The organism is Alphaproteobacteria bacterium, assembly GCA_016722515.1.
Lineage (GTDB): Bacteria > Pseudomonadota > Alphaproteobacteria > Rickettsiales > JADKJE01 > JADKJE01.
Window position 1 is genome coordinate 265,240 of record JADKJE010000002.1, and the last position, 14,581, is coordinate 279,820.

Sequence of the window (14,581 nt, forward strand, 5' to 3'; positions counted from 1 at the left end):
CTTTGGTCCTAATTAACATTAATTGTTTTAGGAATTAGTAGATATATGTTACCTTTTCCTTTCAAATTTCCAGCTTTCCACTCGGCATCTTGGCCTGCGCCAAAAAAGATGTCAACGCGAGCCGGGCCCTTAATGGCGCTGCCACTATCTTGTGCAAGGACAAGACGATGATACGGTTTAGGCCCCCCAGGGTAGGGAATAGCCGTTTCAACCCACACTGGCATTCCAAAAGGGATGTAATCGTGATCAATCGCAATCGATCTTTCGCCTGTGATGGGTACACCTTGGGCACCCAAAGGTCCAGAACTTAACGTTTTACGGAAAAAGATATAAGACGCATTATTATTCATGATATCCTGAGCCTGGTCGGGATGGTCATAAAGCCACTTCATAATAGATGGTGCGGTAACGCTATCTGCATTTAATTCGCCTTTATCCTTTAGTACTTTGCCAATGGCTGTATAGGGATGGCCATTCTTGGCAGCGAAGCCAACGCGCATGGTATCGCCATCGTCCAAAAGCAAGGTTCCAACGCCTTGAACATGCATAAAGAAAAGGCGGACTTGGTCATCAACCCAGGCTATTTCAAGTTTTTTATTGGCAAGGATGCCTTCTGATATTTGTTTTCGGGTGTAGTAAGGTTGCAATACATTATCGACTATCCTGCCGGTTAATGGAACGGTACCAGAGCTATTTTCTGAGGGCTGATTAACCGTAACTAAATCCTTAGGAGTGCCATAAATGGGATATTGATAAGGCCCGTGACGTTTCTTGCTGCCATAAATAAAAATTTCATAATAACCGGTGAAGAACGCTTCTTCTTCAACTTTATAAGGAGTGAAATTATGTTCAAAAAAAGCTTCCGCAGTTATATCATCGCCATCATCAAGTTGTCGCGCCTTCTGGCAAAGGGGTTGCCAATCGCTTGCTTTTCCGCCGATATTTTTAGGTTCAATGGGGGCATCGGGAGATAGTTGTTCTATTTTCTTGCACGAGAGGAGAAAAGCTCGCAAGCCACCTGAGTGCAGGTCGGCTTTCCAGTCGGCTAGTGCTTCAAAGGTGGTCGGCTTGGGCATGGTTTGATGGGTAAACGTGTGTTTCTTTTTAAAGCCATCGAAGAAGGATGATGTTTTTAGCTTTATATTCGTGCCAAGTTCGCTGGCCCGTTGGTTAAATTCATTCAATTGAAAACTCATCTGTTCTGGCGAGCAAGAACAAACAAGCATTATTACCACGCAGTTCACAAGGGTATATTTAAGTGATTTCATGGCCGTTTTCATAATTTAAGCATTGGTTGCAACTAAAATCCAATTAGGATCGCGGGAATTTAATGTCCTTTCAAACGTCCAGACATCTTCAAGTCTGCTAATGTCGGACGGACTGCCGGATATAATCGCACCTTTCTCGTTTTTAATCAAACAAATCTGACGAGTCACATACTTTACTGTTACTTGGGCTTTGTTATTTTCCAATGTGGCATCATTTATGTCAACAGAGACAAAGGCAACTAATGTTGTTTCCAGGGTTTTTGCTTCGGCTTTGCGTCGTTCAATATCTTCTAAGAATGGGGCTAAGACTTTGGGATGGATGAGCGATCTCAAGGTTTCAACATCGCTTTTACAAAACGCGCTGATGATCATTTCGAATGCCCCCTTGGCACCCTGAATAAAATATTCAAGTGTAAAGCTGGGGTCTTTCTGGTTGATGTCTACCAGGACTGATGCGATGGATTTAGGGATGTTGACGGGTATAAATTCCTGGGTGGGTTCAAGGTCAAACACGCGTGCCTGGGTGGGTTTTAGATTGGGATTAACAGGATGTTGTGTGCGCTTACGAAGCTCTTGTTCGGGATCTTCCTGGCCAAGCACTTTATAAAGGCGATAAGCAACAAAGGCTGCAAGAGCAGCAAAAAAAAGCAATTCCATTAATTGAGAAGACATCTTTAGCTCCATGTTTTTAGGGCGCGATAGTGGACACGTTATCATATTCGGCCTTGGTTTCAATAGCCATCATCATTTTCTAGCTGACTTTAAATGTTAGGTACGTTATATTGAAAGACCATTAACAGTTGATAAATAGAGGTTTTCGTCATGTCAAAGGGCAAAAAAGGCAAAAAAACTACTGATACCGTAAATCAGCAATCAGACGCTGCTCAGGGTGGATTATTTTCTAGCGAGGCAATTGCAGGCGACCCTGCTTCTGAAAATGCGACAGAAAGACGTGTGATCAGTAATATCCAATATGTAAAGGATCTTTCGTTTGAAAATCCAAATTCACCGATAAGCCTGCGTCCTTCTAATGAGCAGCCACGCATTGAAGTAACGGTTAATATAAATGCACAACGGTTGCAGGGAGAGACGTTTGAAGTTGCGTTGCAAGCCCTTGTGTCTGCCAAATTTCAAGAAAAGACAGCTTTTTTGGTTGATCTTACCTATGCAGGCGTGTTCACATTGGAGCAAATCCCTGATGAAGAACGTGAGGCTATCTTATTAGTGTATTGCCCAACGTTACTTTTTCCATTCGTAAGGCGTATTATTTCTGATACTACCCGTGATGGTGGATTTCCTCCATTGATGGTCGATCCTATCGACTTCTCTAACCTTTATCAATCGCGTAAAAGGCAAAACAGGCAGGAAGTTGCTTAAGGCGCTGATCAGGCATTCGCTGAATAGTTAGACATGCCTCATAATTAGGATATTGTTAATGAGATGACCTTATTCATTAAAGGTGATTTGAGGGGGTGTTTGTTTCTGGTTGGTGTTAGCTAAGGAGAGATGAATGCGGGCGGTATTTTAATGTGGGATTAATTCTATGAAACGGCTAATGCTTTTTACTGTTATCGTTGCGGCTGCCTTGAGTAATGTGGCTATGGCGCAAAACCATCAGATCCACAAAAATAGCCGTGAGATCAATCAAGATAGACACGAGCTTCGTATAGATGAGCATCAACTGCGCGTCGACCAAGCAACTGGTAATAGAGCTGGCGTTGCAGAAAACAGAAAAGAAATTGAGCAAGACCGCAAAGAGCTTCGTCACGATGCAAAAGAGCGTCATCATGATAAGAAAGTCCGTCATGCGAAGCATAAGAAACACAGAAAACATGTTCGTCACGACCGTCGTCATGGGCATCGCGATGAACATCATGAGGATCCTCACAAAAGAAACGAAAATCATAACTAAAGATATCGTAAGCGCACCCTTCTTTCGGGAAGGGTAAGTTTGTGTGGGGGTATGTGTACGCAGTACAGCCTCGAGGACATAAGGTGTCTGCAGGTTTATGGTGCATAAAAGCCAGATAAAACAACCTATTGTTTTTATTTGAAAATAATTTTACGCTTGAAGCGAAGGAATGTCTGAACTGGTGCGTATTACTCCAGTCAGATTGACGCCTTTGGAATGATGTTAAAGCCATTGGCTAGACATTTAATTTATAAGTCAATGTGAGAGCTGTGTCTGTTACTCGGGTTGGTATGCCCAAAGAATGGATGTGGATTTATCAATTAACACTTTAAGTCGGGATTGAAACTATGAAAAATATTCTGTTTACATTACTAGCTACTGCTGCTTTAGGCGCTCCTGCTATGGCTCAAAGTAAGGAAGTTCAGCACGATAATCGCGAAATTCGTCAGGATAATCGTGAAATTCGTCAGGATAACCGTGAAATCCGTCATGATCGCCGTGAAATCAAGCAGGATAGACAAGAATTAAGATCTGATAAAGCTGCTGGCAATACAGATGAGCTAGCTGCAGACAGGAAAGAATTGTCTCAGGATCGCAAAAACTTTCGTCATGATGTAAGAGAACGTCATCGTGATAGAAAAGAACGCCGTCATGATCGGGTCGAAAGACGCCAGGATCGCAGAGACCGTCACGAGGACCGTCATAACAATCAATAATAAGCGAGTTCCCTGTAAAAAAACTCCCATCCGCAAGGAGGGGAGTTTTTTTATCTAAATCGATTTATGCGCCTGCCAATCAAACTCTCATTGGCATAATCACGAACAAAACTCCAACATTGGATGTATCGCGGATTAAGATTGGATTTCCCGCATCTGCTATGGTGAACTGAACCGTATCACCTTCAACATGCGCAAGGGCGTCTAGTAAATATCGACCATTAAAACCAATTTCTAATGGGGTCGCAGCATAGCTGACGGATATTTCTTCGTGGCCGGCATGATTATCTTCACGAGCGGCAGACAAAAGCATTTTCCCTTGTTGGAGATTCGCTTTAATCCCGCGGGTTTTTTCAGACGAAACGGTTGAAACCCGGTCAACCGTTTGAATAAATTGCTGGGTGCTGACTTCCAGGATTTTATCATTTTGCTTGGGTATAACGCGATTATAATCTGGATACGTGCCATCAATTAATTTTGAGATAATAACCAGCTCTCCCACGTGAATCACAATCTTAGACTGGGAAATAGAAATTTTTACTTCTTTTTCGCTGTCTTGAATAATTTTGCGTAATTCATTGACTGTTTTACGTGGCAAAATAACACCAGGAATTTGTTCGGCCCCTACCGGAAGGCTTACTTGAGCTAAAGCGAGGCGGTGTCCATCGGTGGCTACCGTGCGCAATGTTGGCGAATCACCTTGAACAGCATGGAGATAGACACCATTCAGATAATAACGTGTTTCCTCTGTAGAGGCAGCAAAGGACGTCTTTTCAAGTAACTGAAGGAATTCGCTGGATGGCAATGAAAAATGATGTGAAGTGCCTGCCGTGTCAATATTAGGGAACTCTCTGGCTGGCAGGGTTAGGAGTGTAAATTCAGATGAACCTGATAAAACATTGACTTGTCCCTGTTTCGCGGAGGATGCGATTGAAATGCTTTCATCTTCAGACTTGCGGACGATATCATAAAGGGTGTGGGCCTGAATGGTAATGGCGCCTTCTTTGCTGACGGTCGCTGGAACCGATTCAACAACGGTGAGGTCCATATCGGTTGCCGTCAGCTGCACAGAGCTGCCGATTGCTTCAATCTTAACATTTGAAAGAATCGCAATGGTATTGCGGCGCTCAATGACGGATTGAATGTGAGACAGGGCTTTGAGGAAAACATCTCGTTTAACGGAAACAGCGAATGCATCCACTTGATTGGGCTGGGATGACGCTTCGGGTGTAACGGCTGCGTCAGATAAAAGAAAATCGGTTTCCATAGCAATACCTTAAATTAATATATAGACCTAAAAAAAATGTAGCATGGTTAAAATGGATTGTCACTGGCTTTTAGAAAAACCTTTCAATTTTCGTGACTTTGCGATGAATTTTTAACATCACGGCTTTACATTTTGCCTGAGTGGTTATATAGATAAAATGGGACCACCCCAGGCATGAATACTTGATATTCGGTCTGCGTGGTGTATTCTTGCATGAATGCAGGGCTTTTAAAGCCGCATTAGTTGTACCTTGTTTATAGAAGGATGATACCATGGTAAAGGGTAAGAATGTCTTTTTCATGCTGATGGCAGTGACAATGCTGTTTGTTTCGTTTGCGCTTGTGAGCGTCGATGCTTTTGCCGCTGCACAGAACTGGCAGATAGGATTCCAAGATGCAGCATCACCGTTGATGGCTCAGCTGAATGGCTTTCACAATTATTTGCTGGTGATTATTACGGCAATCAGTGTGTTTGTGATGGTGCTGTTGGCCGTTACCTGTTATCGCTTCCGCGAAAAGAAAAATCCTGTACCGAGTAAAACAACTCATAATACCCTCATTGAGGTTATTTGGACGGTTGTCCCCATTTTTATTCTTATTGCGATTGCTATTCCCTCTTTTAGAATTTTGTTTTTTGCTGAGCGTTTGCCAAAAGCAGAAATGACATTAAAAGTTATTGGTTATCAGTGGTACTGGAGCTATAAATATCCTGATTATGGCAACCTGTCTTTTGATAGCAATATCGTTGATGAAAAAGATCTCAAACCTGGTCAGCCACGTCTCTTAACCGTTGATAATCCTGTCGTGCTACCGGTAGACACAAACATTCGTCTGCAAACGACGGCAGCAGATGTAATCCATTGCTGGGCCATCCCTGCCTTTGCTATTAAAATGGATGCGATTCCAGGTAAGCTGAATGAGACATGGTTTAAAATAACCAAACCAGGAACTTATTATGGGCAATGCTCTGAATTATGTGGGATTAAACATGGCTTCATGCCAATCGTGGTGAATGCGGTTAGTAAGGAAGAGTTTGCTAAATGGATTGAACAATCCAAAAAGAAATTTGCTGCGGCTCCAGCATCAAGTAAGGCAATAGCACAGCTCCCTTCATCGGGTACAATTACTCAGTAATCTAGCAAGGATTTAGGTACGTTTATGTCAAGCACTACAGTTTATCATTCCTCTCATGACGATCATCATCCAAAGGGATGGCGTCGTTGGTTATTGTCAACTAACCACAAAGACATTGGCACCTTGTATCTTATTGCTTCGATATTGGCCGGCTTGATTGGCGGAGCTTTCTCGGTTGCAATGCGTGCTGAATTAATGCTGCCTGGGGATCAATTTTTTCACGGAAATTATCAACTCTATAACGTATTCCTGACAGCTCACGCTTTAATCATGGTGTTCTTTATGATTATGCCTGCCCTGATGGCTGGCTTTGGCAACTGGTTTGTCCCGATTATGATTGGTGCGCCAGATATGGCGTTTCCTCGTTTAAATAATATCAGTTTTTGGCTGTTGGTTACATCTTTCTGTCTGTTGCTTTCATCGGCGTTTGTCGGTGAGGGAGCTGGAACCGGTTGGACGATTTATCCCCCACTGAGTACGGCGGCTTCACACCCTGGGCCGAGCGTTGATCTTGCTATTTTTAGCCTTCACTTGGCTGGGGCATCGTCCATTTTGGGTGCGATCAATTTTATCGTGACCATCTTCAATATGCGTACTCCTGGAATGACATTGCATAAAATGCCACTTTATGTTTGGTCGGTCTTGATCACTGCCTTTTTGTTGGTGCTGGCCTTGCCAGTTCTTGGTGGTGCGATTACGATGTTGCTCACAGATAGAAATTTTGGAACGTCATTCTTCAATCCAGCTGGTGGCGGTGATCCGGTTTTCTTCCAGCATTTGTTCTGGTTCTTTGGTCACCCTGAAGTTTATATTGTGATTGTTCCTGGTTTTGGCATTATCAGCCAGATCGTTTCAACTTTTTCACGCAAGCCTGTATTTGGTTATCTGGGAATGGTCTATGCCATGGTCAGTATCGCGGGATTAGGCTTCGTGGTCTGGGCACACCATATGTTTACAGTTGGTCTTGGCGTAAATGCTTTGGCCTATTTTACAGCAGCAACCATGATTATTGCAGTGCCTACTGGGGTAAAAATCTTTAGTTGGATAGCAACGATGTGGGGTGGATCTATTCGTTTCGACACACCTATGCTTTATTCGCTTGGTTTTATTTTCCTGTTCACCGTTGGTGGAGTTACCGGCGTTGTCTTGGCAAATAGCAGTATCACCCGCGTTTTCCAAGATACCTATTACGTTGTGGCGCATTTCCATTACACGATGTCACTTGGCGCGTTGTTCGCAGCATTCGCCGGCTTCTATTACTGGATTGGAAAAATGTCCGGCCGTCAATATCCAGAATTATTAGGAAAAATTCAATTTTGGATTATGTTTATTGGCGTGAACCTTACGTTCTTCCCTCAGCACTTTTTAGGGCTTGCGGGTATGCCTCGTCGTATTCCTGATTATCCAGATGCGTTTGCTGGATGGAATTTTGTTTCGTCCATCGGGTCATATGTGTCCTATGCAGGTGTGTTATTGTTTGTCTTTATCGCTATTTACACGATTACACGTGGCCGTAAATGTGGAGATAATCCATGGGGCGAAGGTGCAACAACATTAGAGTGGACCGTCAGCTCTCCTCCTCCTTTCCATACGTTTGATGAGCAACCAAAAATAAAATAGATGAAACAGTCAGCAATCGATTATCCGCGAGCGTCTATGGACATCTACCCATCACGGGTGCGTGATTATATGGCTTTGCTTAAGCCAAGGGTGATGTCACTGGTGATATTCACCGGTTTATGTGGAATGTTGGTGGCTCCTGGGCAGGTTCACCCGTTTATCGCCCTGATTGCCATCTTGTGTATTGCCATGGGATCGGGGGCAGCTGGTGCCATCAATATGTGGTATGATCGCGATATTGATGCGATTATGCAGCGAACATCACAACGGCCCATTCCAAAGCAATTAATTGCCCCTGCGGAAGCGCTGCATTTTGGTGTGTTTTTATCTGCAGCAAGCGTTTTTCTTATGCTGGTTGTGGTAAATTATGTGGCTGCTGCACTTTTGGCTGCCGCTATTCTCTATTATGTCGTGATTTACACCATGTGGTTAAAACGCAAGACTCCACAAAACATTGTGATTGGTGGTGCAGCTGGAGCTTTCCCACCAATGATAGGTTGGGCTGCCATTACAGGAAGTATTTCAGTTGATAGCGTTATTTTGTTTTTGATTATTTTTATGTGGACGCCACCTCATTTTTGGGCGCTTTCCTTGTTTCGGGCCGGTGATTATACCAAGGCTAATATACCGATGCTACCTGTTGTCAGGGGCCGCAGAGTAACGCAGAACCATATCATGATCTACACATTGCTGTTGATTCCAATCACATTGGTCCCGTCATGGTTAGGTCATTCCGGTATGTTGTACCTCATCATGGCAACCGTTTTGGGTTTGCGCTTTATTCAACTCAGCTATAAGGTCTATAGACATGATCGCGAAGTGGATGCCAAAAAATTATTTGGTTTTTCGATCATGTATCTCTTCCTGTTGTTCCTTGCTTTAGTGCTAGATCATGTTATTGACGCTCCGTTAATGAATTGGATAGGAGATATCCATGCCTGAAAAACCAGATGTCTATAAGCGACAAAAATATAAAAATTACGCGATGCTTATTGCGTTATTATGCTTGGTGGTTGTTTTTTTTGTAGTCACCATGATTAAGGTAAAGGGATAACGATGTCAAAGAATGGAAGGGTCGTTCTTGCCATTGGTTGTGTTGTCATAGGGATGTTTTCATTTGCCTATGCTGCCTTTCCTTTGTATCGTTTGTTTTGTGAAAAAACAGGCTATGGTGGGGCGACCAAGCAAGCAAAAATTGCCTCTTTAGAAGTAGGACAACGGGAGATGACGGTTCGTTTTGATAGCGAAATAGAGCCAGGACTACAGTGGGAATTTGCTCCGAAACAACCAGAAATAAAATTACATCCAGGCGAGCCGATAACCGTCTATTTTACCGCACGTAATATTGGCAACAAAGCCTCAACCGGGATGGCAACCTTTAATGTAACGCCTCTTAAGGCGGCCAAATATTTTAATAAAGTCCAGTGTTTCTGTTTTAATCAACAGACTCTAGCTCCCCATCAATATGTAGAAATGCCCGTGACATTTTACATAGATTCTGCTATTGAAAAGGACAAGGATAACGATGACGTTGAAACCTTCACGTTGTCGTATACTTTTTATACCGCTTCCGGTAAATAAGTATAGAATCAGTGCTTGCGGCAACAAGGTGGTTTTAATGAAGAATCGTTCATTGATAACTGATTGTTAATACGCAAACGATAAAGTTAGAAAAAAAAGACGTAGGAGTTGAGTATGAGTGCATCTGAGAAAAAGCATCCTTTCCATTTGGTTGATCCAAGTGCATGGCCTCTTTTGGGAGCGTTTGCGGCCATGACGATGATGGTTGGCGGTGTCTTGTTTATGCACAATAATCCGCTTGGAAAAATCATAGGCCCTTTAGGGCTTGTGGGGGTGTTGGCCGTCATGTTTGTTTGGTGGCGCGATGTTGTGAAAGAAGCGCACGTAGACAAAGCACACAATCAGACTGTACGTCACGGACTTCGCCTTGGTATGGCTCTTTTCATTTTGTCAGAGGTGATGTTTTTTGCCGTGTTCTTTTGGGGCTTTTTTAAAGCCGCGCTTTTTCCGCAGATATTATTGAATGGCGCTACCCATATTTTTGAGAATGATAGCATCGTTAGGGGAACCTGGCCACCAGAAGGCATTAAGCCTCTTGATCCTTGGCATATTCCTTTTATCAATACATTGATACTCTTGCTTTCTGGAACCACCGTGACCTGGGCACACTATGCTCTTTATGAAGGTAAGAGACGTGATATGGTAACAGGATTGCTGTTGACGGTTCTTTTGGGAATGACGTTTACTGGTTTGCAAGCCTATGAATACATGAGTGCTGACTTTAAGTTTACGGGTGGTATCTACCCATCAGTGTTTTATATGGCTACTGGCTTCCATGGTGCGCACGTACTGATTGGTTCGATTTTTCTGACCATTTGTCTGTTTCGTGCTTCTAAGGGCCATTTCAATCAAAATCACCATCTGGGGCTTGAATTTGCTGCATGGTATTGGCACTTCGTTGATGTTGTCTGGTTGTTTTTGTTTAGCTGTGTCTATATTTGGGGAGCCTAAGCCATAGGCTTCAAGCAATCATGATCAGTAATGCGCCTCCTTCCTTGTGGAAAGTTTGTTTATTCGGGTGTTGTCCCCAATGCGGCAAGGCTTCTCTATTCAGAAGTTGGTATAGAAGGGTTGATCACTGTGCGATGTGTGGTTTGACATTTAATGGTGAAGATTCAGCTGATGGGCCTGCTTACGTAGCTATTTTTCTTGTCGGCTTTATGGTGACTACGCTTGCTTTGTTTGTGGAGTATTTTTATAGTCCACCGTTTTGGGTGCATGCTATTTTGTGGATTCCATTTGTCTTCATTGCATCTATGCTACTTCTTAGATTAGCCAAAGGATTGTTCATAGGAATGGAATATCGATGGAAAATCGGAACCTATGAGCAACAACAACCAAGAGAGAAAGAGCATGACAATAAATAGGCGTGCGTTTCTTAGAATGATAAAGGGATAAGCATGGTTAAGAATAAGCAATGTCAATGGCTGCCGGTAATCACCACAATCTGTGCGTTTGTTTTATTGTTTTCAATGGGCACATGGCAGGTATTTCGGCTGCAGTGGAAGCAAAAATTGATTTCACAGGTGCAGGAGCAGCTTCATCGGCCCCCACTCACTACATTACCCCTTCACGATGCACAATTAGCAGGTCAGCTTTATCGAGAAGTGTTGCTTACGGGCACTTTTTCCGCCGAAGAATTTCACGTCTGGATGGGGACCATTATTCCCGGAGGAAAACCTGGACTTGATGTATTGGCGCCTTTTAAGCTTGAAGATGGGCGGTGGATATTGATTGACAGAGGCTGGGTTGTGCAATCCAAAATGGATGCGGGAAAAAGAGCGATACCCAATCCAGGACAAGCTTATACGGTACGTGGGATTGTGTTAGAGGGTGAAAAAAAGCCAATGGTTGCGGTTGGCCATCAGATTGATAAGAACACATGGTTTTGGGTTGATATTCCTGCGATGGCAAAACATAGCAATAAAATATTCCCACCCTATTATATCCGCGAAATAAAGGAGGCCGATCAACAGGGGGAGGTTGATGGCTATATTAAAGGTGATAAAGAAATTCGCGTGCGTAATGATCATTTACAATATGCTATTACCTGGTATCTATTATCGGCTGCCGTGGTGATTATTTTTGTGGTTTATCGACGCCAGCAAGCTAAGCAATCCAATCAACCAAAATCGTAAAAGAGTATTTATGGTCAAAGCGTATTTAACGTTAGAAAAAGTTTTTAAGAAAATTGATGATATACAGGGTGCAAGATCCGTACTGCAATGGGATTCTGCCGTCATGATGCCGCCAGGAAGTTCTGAAGTTAGAGGTGATCAATTAGCGACACTTCAAAAATTAGAACATGCGATTTTAAGTGATCCCGATATTGGTGGTTTATTGGATGAAGCGGAAAACCATAAAGCAAAATTAAATCCCTGGCAAAAAGCGAACCTTTGCGAAATGAAACGATCGTGGAAACATATTACGATTGTCGATAGCAAATTAATAGAAGCGCTTGTGAAGGCGGGAACGACCTGTGAGCATGCCTGGAGAGAAGCACGTAAGAATAATGATTTTGAAACCTACCGCCCGCTTCAACAAAAAGTACTAGATCTCGTGCGAGAGGTTGCTAAAGTAAAAGGTGCCGCCTTTGGTTGTTCTCCCTATGAGGCGTTGATTGATCAGTATGACCCCGGTATGAAAGAAAAGACGCTCAGTGGGATCTTTGAATCATTAGAAGCATTCCTTCCTGAGTTTGTGCAGTCGGTACTGGAGCATCAATCAAAAAATCATAAAGTGACTGCATTTAAAGAAAAAGTCAGTGTGGAAAAGCAAAAAGCCCTAGCTGAATTCCTTTTGGATAAGCTGGGATTTGATCGCCAGCACGGGCGTTTTGATACCAGCACCCATCCGTTTTGTGGTGGTGTTCCAGGTGATGTGAGGATTACGTCACGTTACGATGAAGAAAATCCCCTATCATCCATGTATGGAGTGATTCATGAAAATGGCCATGCGCTCTATGAAAGCGGCCTTCCCTGTGAATGGCGCAGCCAGCCTGTAGGAAAAGCGCGGGGTATGGGGGTTCATGAAAGCCAATCATTATTATGGGAAATGCAAATAGGCATGAGCCATCCTTTTATGGAATTTGCCGTTCCGCATATGAAACAGATATATGGAAGCACCAGCAGAGCCCTTTCGGCATCCAATATCTATAGAACAGTGACCAAGGTTGAGCCTTCGCTCATTCGTGTCGACGCCGATGAGGTGACGTATCCGGGACATATTTTGCTGCGTTATCACCTTGAGCAATATATGATTAAGGGCGATTTAAACATTGATGAGCTTCCAGACGCCTGGGAACAGGGGATGCTCAAATACCTTAATATCAAAGTGCCTGACAATAAAGACGGCTGCATGCAGGATATCCACTGGACGGATGGAACGTTTGGCTATTTCCCAAGCTATACCATTGGTGCGATATTAGCGGCGCAAATTTTCCAAACCGTTGAACAGGCCATTCCTGATTTGTCTGAACAGACTCGCCAAGGCGAATTTTCGTCACTCAGAAAATGGCTGCAAGAGCATCTTCATGGGCTTGGATCACGTTATACAACCAATACTCTGATTGAAAAAGTAACGGGCAAGCCACTTGATATTGAGTGCTATAAAAATCACCTGCGCAAGCGTTACCTGGCCTAACATAGATAAAGATAGAGAGTATAAACTATGCAATATGTAAGTACCCGCGGCAAATCAAAGCCACTTGATTTTGAAGGAGTGTTATTGGCTGGTTTGGCCGATGATGGAGGTCTTTATATTCCATCATCACTTCCTTTTTATTCCCCAGAACAAATCGCTGCATTGGCACCCTTGTCGTATAATGACTTATGTTATGAACTCATTCGTCCGTTTATCGGTCATTCTATTCCCGAAGATGATTTGAGAACCATTATCGAAGATGCCTATAAAACATTTCGTCATCATCTGATTACGCCACTTACCCAGATTGGGCATCATGAATGGGTGCTCGAATTATTTCATGGTCCAACGCTTGCGTTTAAAGATGTTGCTTTGCAGTTGCTGGGTAGATTGCTTGATTATGTGCTTAAAAAAAGAGGAGAGGAAGTTGTTATTTTGGGGGCAACCTCAGGAGATACGGGTTCAGCTGCTATTGAGGGCTGTCAGCACTGTACGCAGGCTAAAATTTATATATTGCATCCGTATCAAAAAGTATCGCCGGTTCAGCGTCGGCAAATGACGACCATTACGGGGCCTAATGTACACAATATTGCCATAGAGGGCACCTTTGACGATTGTCAGGCTATGGTGAAACAATTATTCCTCAACCAATCGTTCCTAGGTGATAAATCGCTCGTGGCGATTAACTCGATCAACTGGGCGAGGATCATGGCGCAAACCGTCTATTATTTTTATTCAGCGCTTGCACTGGGTGCGCCTTTTGTATCGATGGGTTATTCGGTGCCTACTGGTAATTTTGGGGACGTTTATGCCGGTTCGATTGCACGTCGCATGGGATTGCCAATTCATCAATTAGTGGTGGCGACCAACGTTAATGATATTTTGTACCGCTTTTTTGAGATGAATGATTACAGCCGTCAAACGTTGAAACATACGCTTACCCCAAGTATGGATATTCAGGTTTCTAGTAATTTTGAACGGTTATTGTTTGATATTCATGATCGCAATCCTGATGCTGTGCGTCACTTAATGGATGTGTTTGCCGAAAACGGAACATTACGGGTCGAGCCCAACCGTTTAGCGGAAGCAAAAGCACAATTTGATGCGTGGACTGTTTCAGAAAGCGAAGTGCTGCAAACGATGCGTGATGTCTATCATGACATGGGGCTGGTGCTTGATCCACATACGGCTGTTGGTGTTGCGTCTGCGCGTCATTGCCGCCGCGATCCGGTGAGTCCAATGATTACACTGGCAACGGCCCATCCAATCAAATTCGCTGAAGCGGTAAAAATGGGTTCATTGCCTGTTAGCCCACTGCCGGATTTCTTGAGTGATTTGATGGAACGTGAGGAGCGCTATACTGTTTTACCTAATTCCATTGATGCAGTGAAATCGTTTATTGCATCGTCGCATCATCGTTAAGCATCCGTAACCGAACCCAA

The 14,581-nt window shown here is 43.4% G+C and carries 15 protein-coding genes; 12 read left to right on the forward strand and 3 right to left on the reverse strand.

All coding sequences use genetic code 11. The features are described from left to right. Positions 1–8: 8 nt before the first annotated feature. Positions 9–1,268 carry a murein transglycosylase A gene (locus tag IPP74_05955; GenBank protein ID MBL0318816.1) on the reverse strand — a complete coding sequence of 420 codons (1,260 nt, stop codon included), beginning with the start codon at positions 1,266–1,268 and terminating at the stop codon, positions 9–11. 15 nt (positions 1,269–1,283) lie between these two features. After that, positions 1,284–1,940 (reverse strand): Tim44 domain-containing protein, encoded by a 657-nt coding sequence (locus IPP74_05960; protein MBL0318817.1) that lies wholly within the window; start codon positions 1,938–1,940, stop codon positions 1,284–1,286. A gap of 150 nt (positions 1,941–2,090) precedes the next feature. On the opposite strand from IPP74_05960, the gene secB reads away from it, so the two are divergent. The 3 genes from secB to IPP74_05975 all read left to right on the forward strand — a co-directional run bounded on the left by secB (position 2,091) and on the right by IPP74_05975 (position 3,896). Further along, positions 2,091–2,645, forward strand: a complete 555-nt coding sequence (gene secB, locus IPP74_05965) for a protein-export chaperone SecB (protein ID MBL0318818.1) — start codon at positions 2,091–2,093, stop codon at positions 2,643–2,645. Positions 2,646–2,811: 166 nt separating this feature from the next. Then, the gene (locus tag IPP74_05970; protein MBL0318819.1) at positions 2,812–3,180 is read left to right on the forward strand and encodes a hypothetical protein; all 369 of its coding nucleotides are present in this window, start codon (positions 2,812–2,814) and stop codon (positions 3,178–3,180) included. Between the two features lie 347 nt (positions 3,181–3,527). Then, a complete protein-coding gene (locus IPP74_05975; protein MBL0318820.1) occupies positions 3,528–3,896 on the forward strand; it encodes a hypothetical protein in 369 nt (122 codons plus the stop codon). A gap of 79 nt (positions 3,897–3,975) precedes the next feature. Here IPP74_05975 and IPP74_05980 read toward each other — a convergent pair whose 3' ends face one another. Beyond that, the gene (locus tag IPP74_05980) at positions 3,976–5,163 is read right to left on the reverse strand and encodes a DNA polymerase III subunit beta (GenBank protein MBL0318821.1); all 1,188 of its coding nucleotides are present in this window, start codon (positions 5,161–5,163) and stop codon (positions 3,976–3,978) included. A gap of 305 nt (positions 5,164–5,468) precedes the next feature. Between IPP74_05980 and coxB the strand changes: the two genes are divergently transcribed. The 9 genes from coxB to IPP74_06025 all read left to right on the forward strand — a co-directional run bounded on the left by coxB (position 5,469) and on the right by IPP74_06025 (position 14,561). After that, positions 5,469–6,296, forward strand: coding sequence for a cytochrome c oxidase subunit II (gene coxB / locus IPP74_05985; protein MBL0318822.1), 828 nt, complete (start codon positions 5,469–5,471; stop codon positions 6,294–6,296). Between the two features lie 24 nt (positions 6,297–6,320). Next, positions 6,321–7,916, forward strand: a complete 1,596-nt coding sequence (gene ctaD / locus IPP74_05990) for a cytochrome c oxidase subunit I (protein ID MBL0318823.1) — start codon at positions 6,321–6,323, stop codon at positions 7,914–7,916. Then, on the forward strand, positions 7,917–8,858 hold the full coding sequence (locus tag IPP74_05995; GenBank protein MBL0318824.1) for a protoheme IX farnesyltransferase: 942 nt from the start codon (positions 7,917–7,919) through the stop codon (positions 8,856–8,858). It begins immediately after the preceding gene. A 114-nt stretch (positions 8,859–8,972) separates the two neighbouring features. Beyond that, positions 8,973–9,497: a cytochrome c oxidase assembly protein gene (locus tag IPP74_06000; GenBank protein MBL0318825.1), complete on the forward strand. Its 525-nt coding sequence runs from the start codon at positions 8,973–8,975 to the stop codon at positions 9,495–9,497. Positions 9,498–9,611: 114 nt separating this feature from the next. Next, positions 9,612–10,448, forward strand: a complete 837-nt coding sequence (locus IPP74_06005; GenBank protein MBL0318826.1) for a cytochrome c oxidase subunit 3 — start codon at positions 9,612–9,614, stop codon at positions 10,446–10,448. 134 nt (positions 10,449–10,582) lie between these two features. Then, the gene (locus IPP74_06010; GenBank protein MBL0318827.1) at positions 10,583–10,864 is read left to right on the forward strand and encodes a DUF983 domain-containing protein; all 282 of its coding nucleotides are present in this window, start codon (positions 10,583–10,585) and stop codon (positions 10,862–10,864) included. 33 nt (positions 10,865–10,897) lie between these two features. Continuing rightward, entirely contained in the window at positions 10,898–11,635 is a 738-nt protein-coding gene (locus IPP74_06015; protein MBL0318828.1) for an SURF1 family protein, read from the forward strand. Positions 11,636–11,645: 10 nt separating this feature from the next. Continuing rightward, complete coding sequence (locus tag IPP74_06020) at positions 11,646–13,139, forward strand: carboxypeptidase M32 (GenBank protein ID MBL0318829.1); 1,494 nt, start codon at positions 11,646–11,648, stop codon at positions 13,137–13,139. 27 nt (positions 13,140–13,166) lie between these two features. Beyond that, positions 13,167–14,561 (forward strand): threonine synthase, encoded by a 1,395-nt coding sequence (locus IPP74_06025; protein ID MBL0318830.1) that lies wholly within the window; start codon positions 13,167–13,169, stop codon positions 14,559–14,561. Positions 14,562–14,581 lie beyond the last annotated feature (20 nt).

What these genes read in the sequence shown, in the direction of transcription:
- IPP74_05955 (MBL0318816.1), bottom strand. Translation starts at nt 1,268, where the DNA reads ATGAAATCACTTAAATATACCCTTGTGAACTGCGTGGTAATAATGCTT.
- IPP74_05960 (MBL0318817.1), bottom strand. Translation starts at nt 1,940, where the DNA reads ATGTCTTCTCAATTAATGGAATTGCTTTTTTTTGCTGCTCTTGCAGCC.
- secB (MBL0318818.1), top strand. Translation starts at nt 2,091, where the DNA reads ATGTCAAAGGGCAAAAAAGGCAAAAAAACTACTGATACCGTAAATCAG.
- IPP74_05970 (MBL0318819.1), top strand. Translation starts at nt 2,812, where the DNA reads ATGAAACGGCTAATGCTTTTTACTGTTATCGTTGCGGCTGCCTTGAGT.
- IPP74_05975 (MBL0318820.1), top strand. Translation starts at nt 3,528, where the DNA reads ATGAAAAATATTCTGTTTACATTACTAGCTACTGCTGCTTTAGGCGCT.
- IPP74_05980 (MBL0318821.1), bottom strand. Translation starts at nt 5,163, where the DNA reads ATGGAAACCGATTTTCTTTTATCTGACGCAGCCGTTACACCCGAAGCG.
- coxB (MBL0318822.1), top strand. Translation starts at nt 5,469, where the DNA reads ATGGCAGTGACAATGCTGTTTGTTTCGTTTGCGCTTGTGAGCGTCGAT.
- ctaD (MBL0318823.1), top strand. Translation starts at nt 6,321, where the DNA reads ATGTCAAGCACTACAGTTTATCATTCCTCTCATGACGATCATCATCCA.
- IPP74_05995 (MBL0318824.1), top strand. Translation starts at nt 7,917, where the DNA reads ATGAAACAGTCAGCAATCGATTATCCGCGAGCGTCTATGGACATCTAC.
- IPP74_06000 (MBL0318825.1), top strand. Translation starts at nt 8,973, where the DNA reads ATGTCAAAGAATGGAAGGGTCGTTCTTGCCATTGGTTGTGTTGTCATA.
- IPP74_06005 (MBL0318826.1), top strand. Translation starts at nt 9,612, where the DNA reads ATGAGTGCATCTGAGAAAAAGCATCCTTTCCATTTGGTTGATCCAAGT.
- IPP74_06010 (MBL0318827.1), top strand. Translation starts at nt 10,583, where the DNA reads ATGTGTGGTTTGACATTTAATGGTGAAGATTCAGCTGATGGGCCTGCT.
- IPP74_06015 (MBL0318828.1), top strand. Translation starts at nt 10,898, where the DNA reads ATGGTTAAGAATAAGCAATGTCAATGGCTGCCGGTAATCACCACAATC.
- IPP74_06020 (MBL0318829.1), top strand. Translation starts at nt 11,646, where the DNA reads ATGGTCAAAGCGTATTTAACGTTAGAAAAAGTTTTTAAGAAAATTGAT.
- IPP74_06025 (MBL0318830.1), top strand. Translation starts at nt 13,167, where the DNA reads ATGCAATATGTAAGTACCCGCGGCAAATCAAAGCCACTTGATTTTGAA.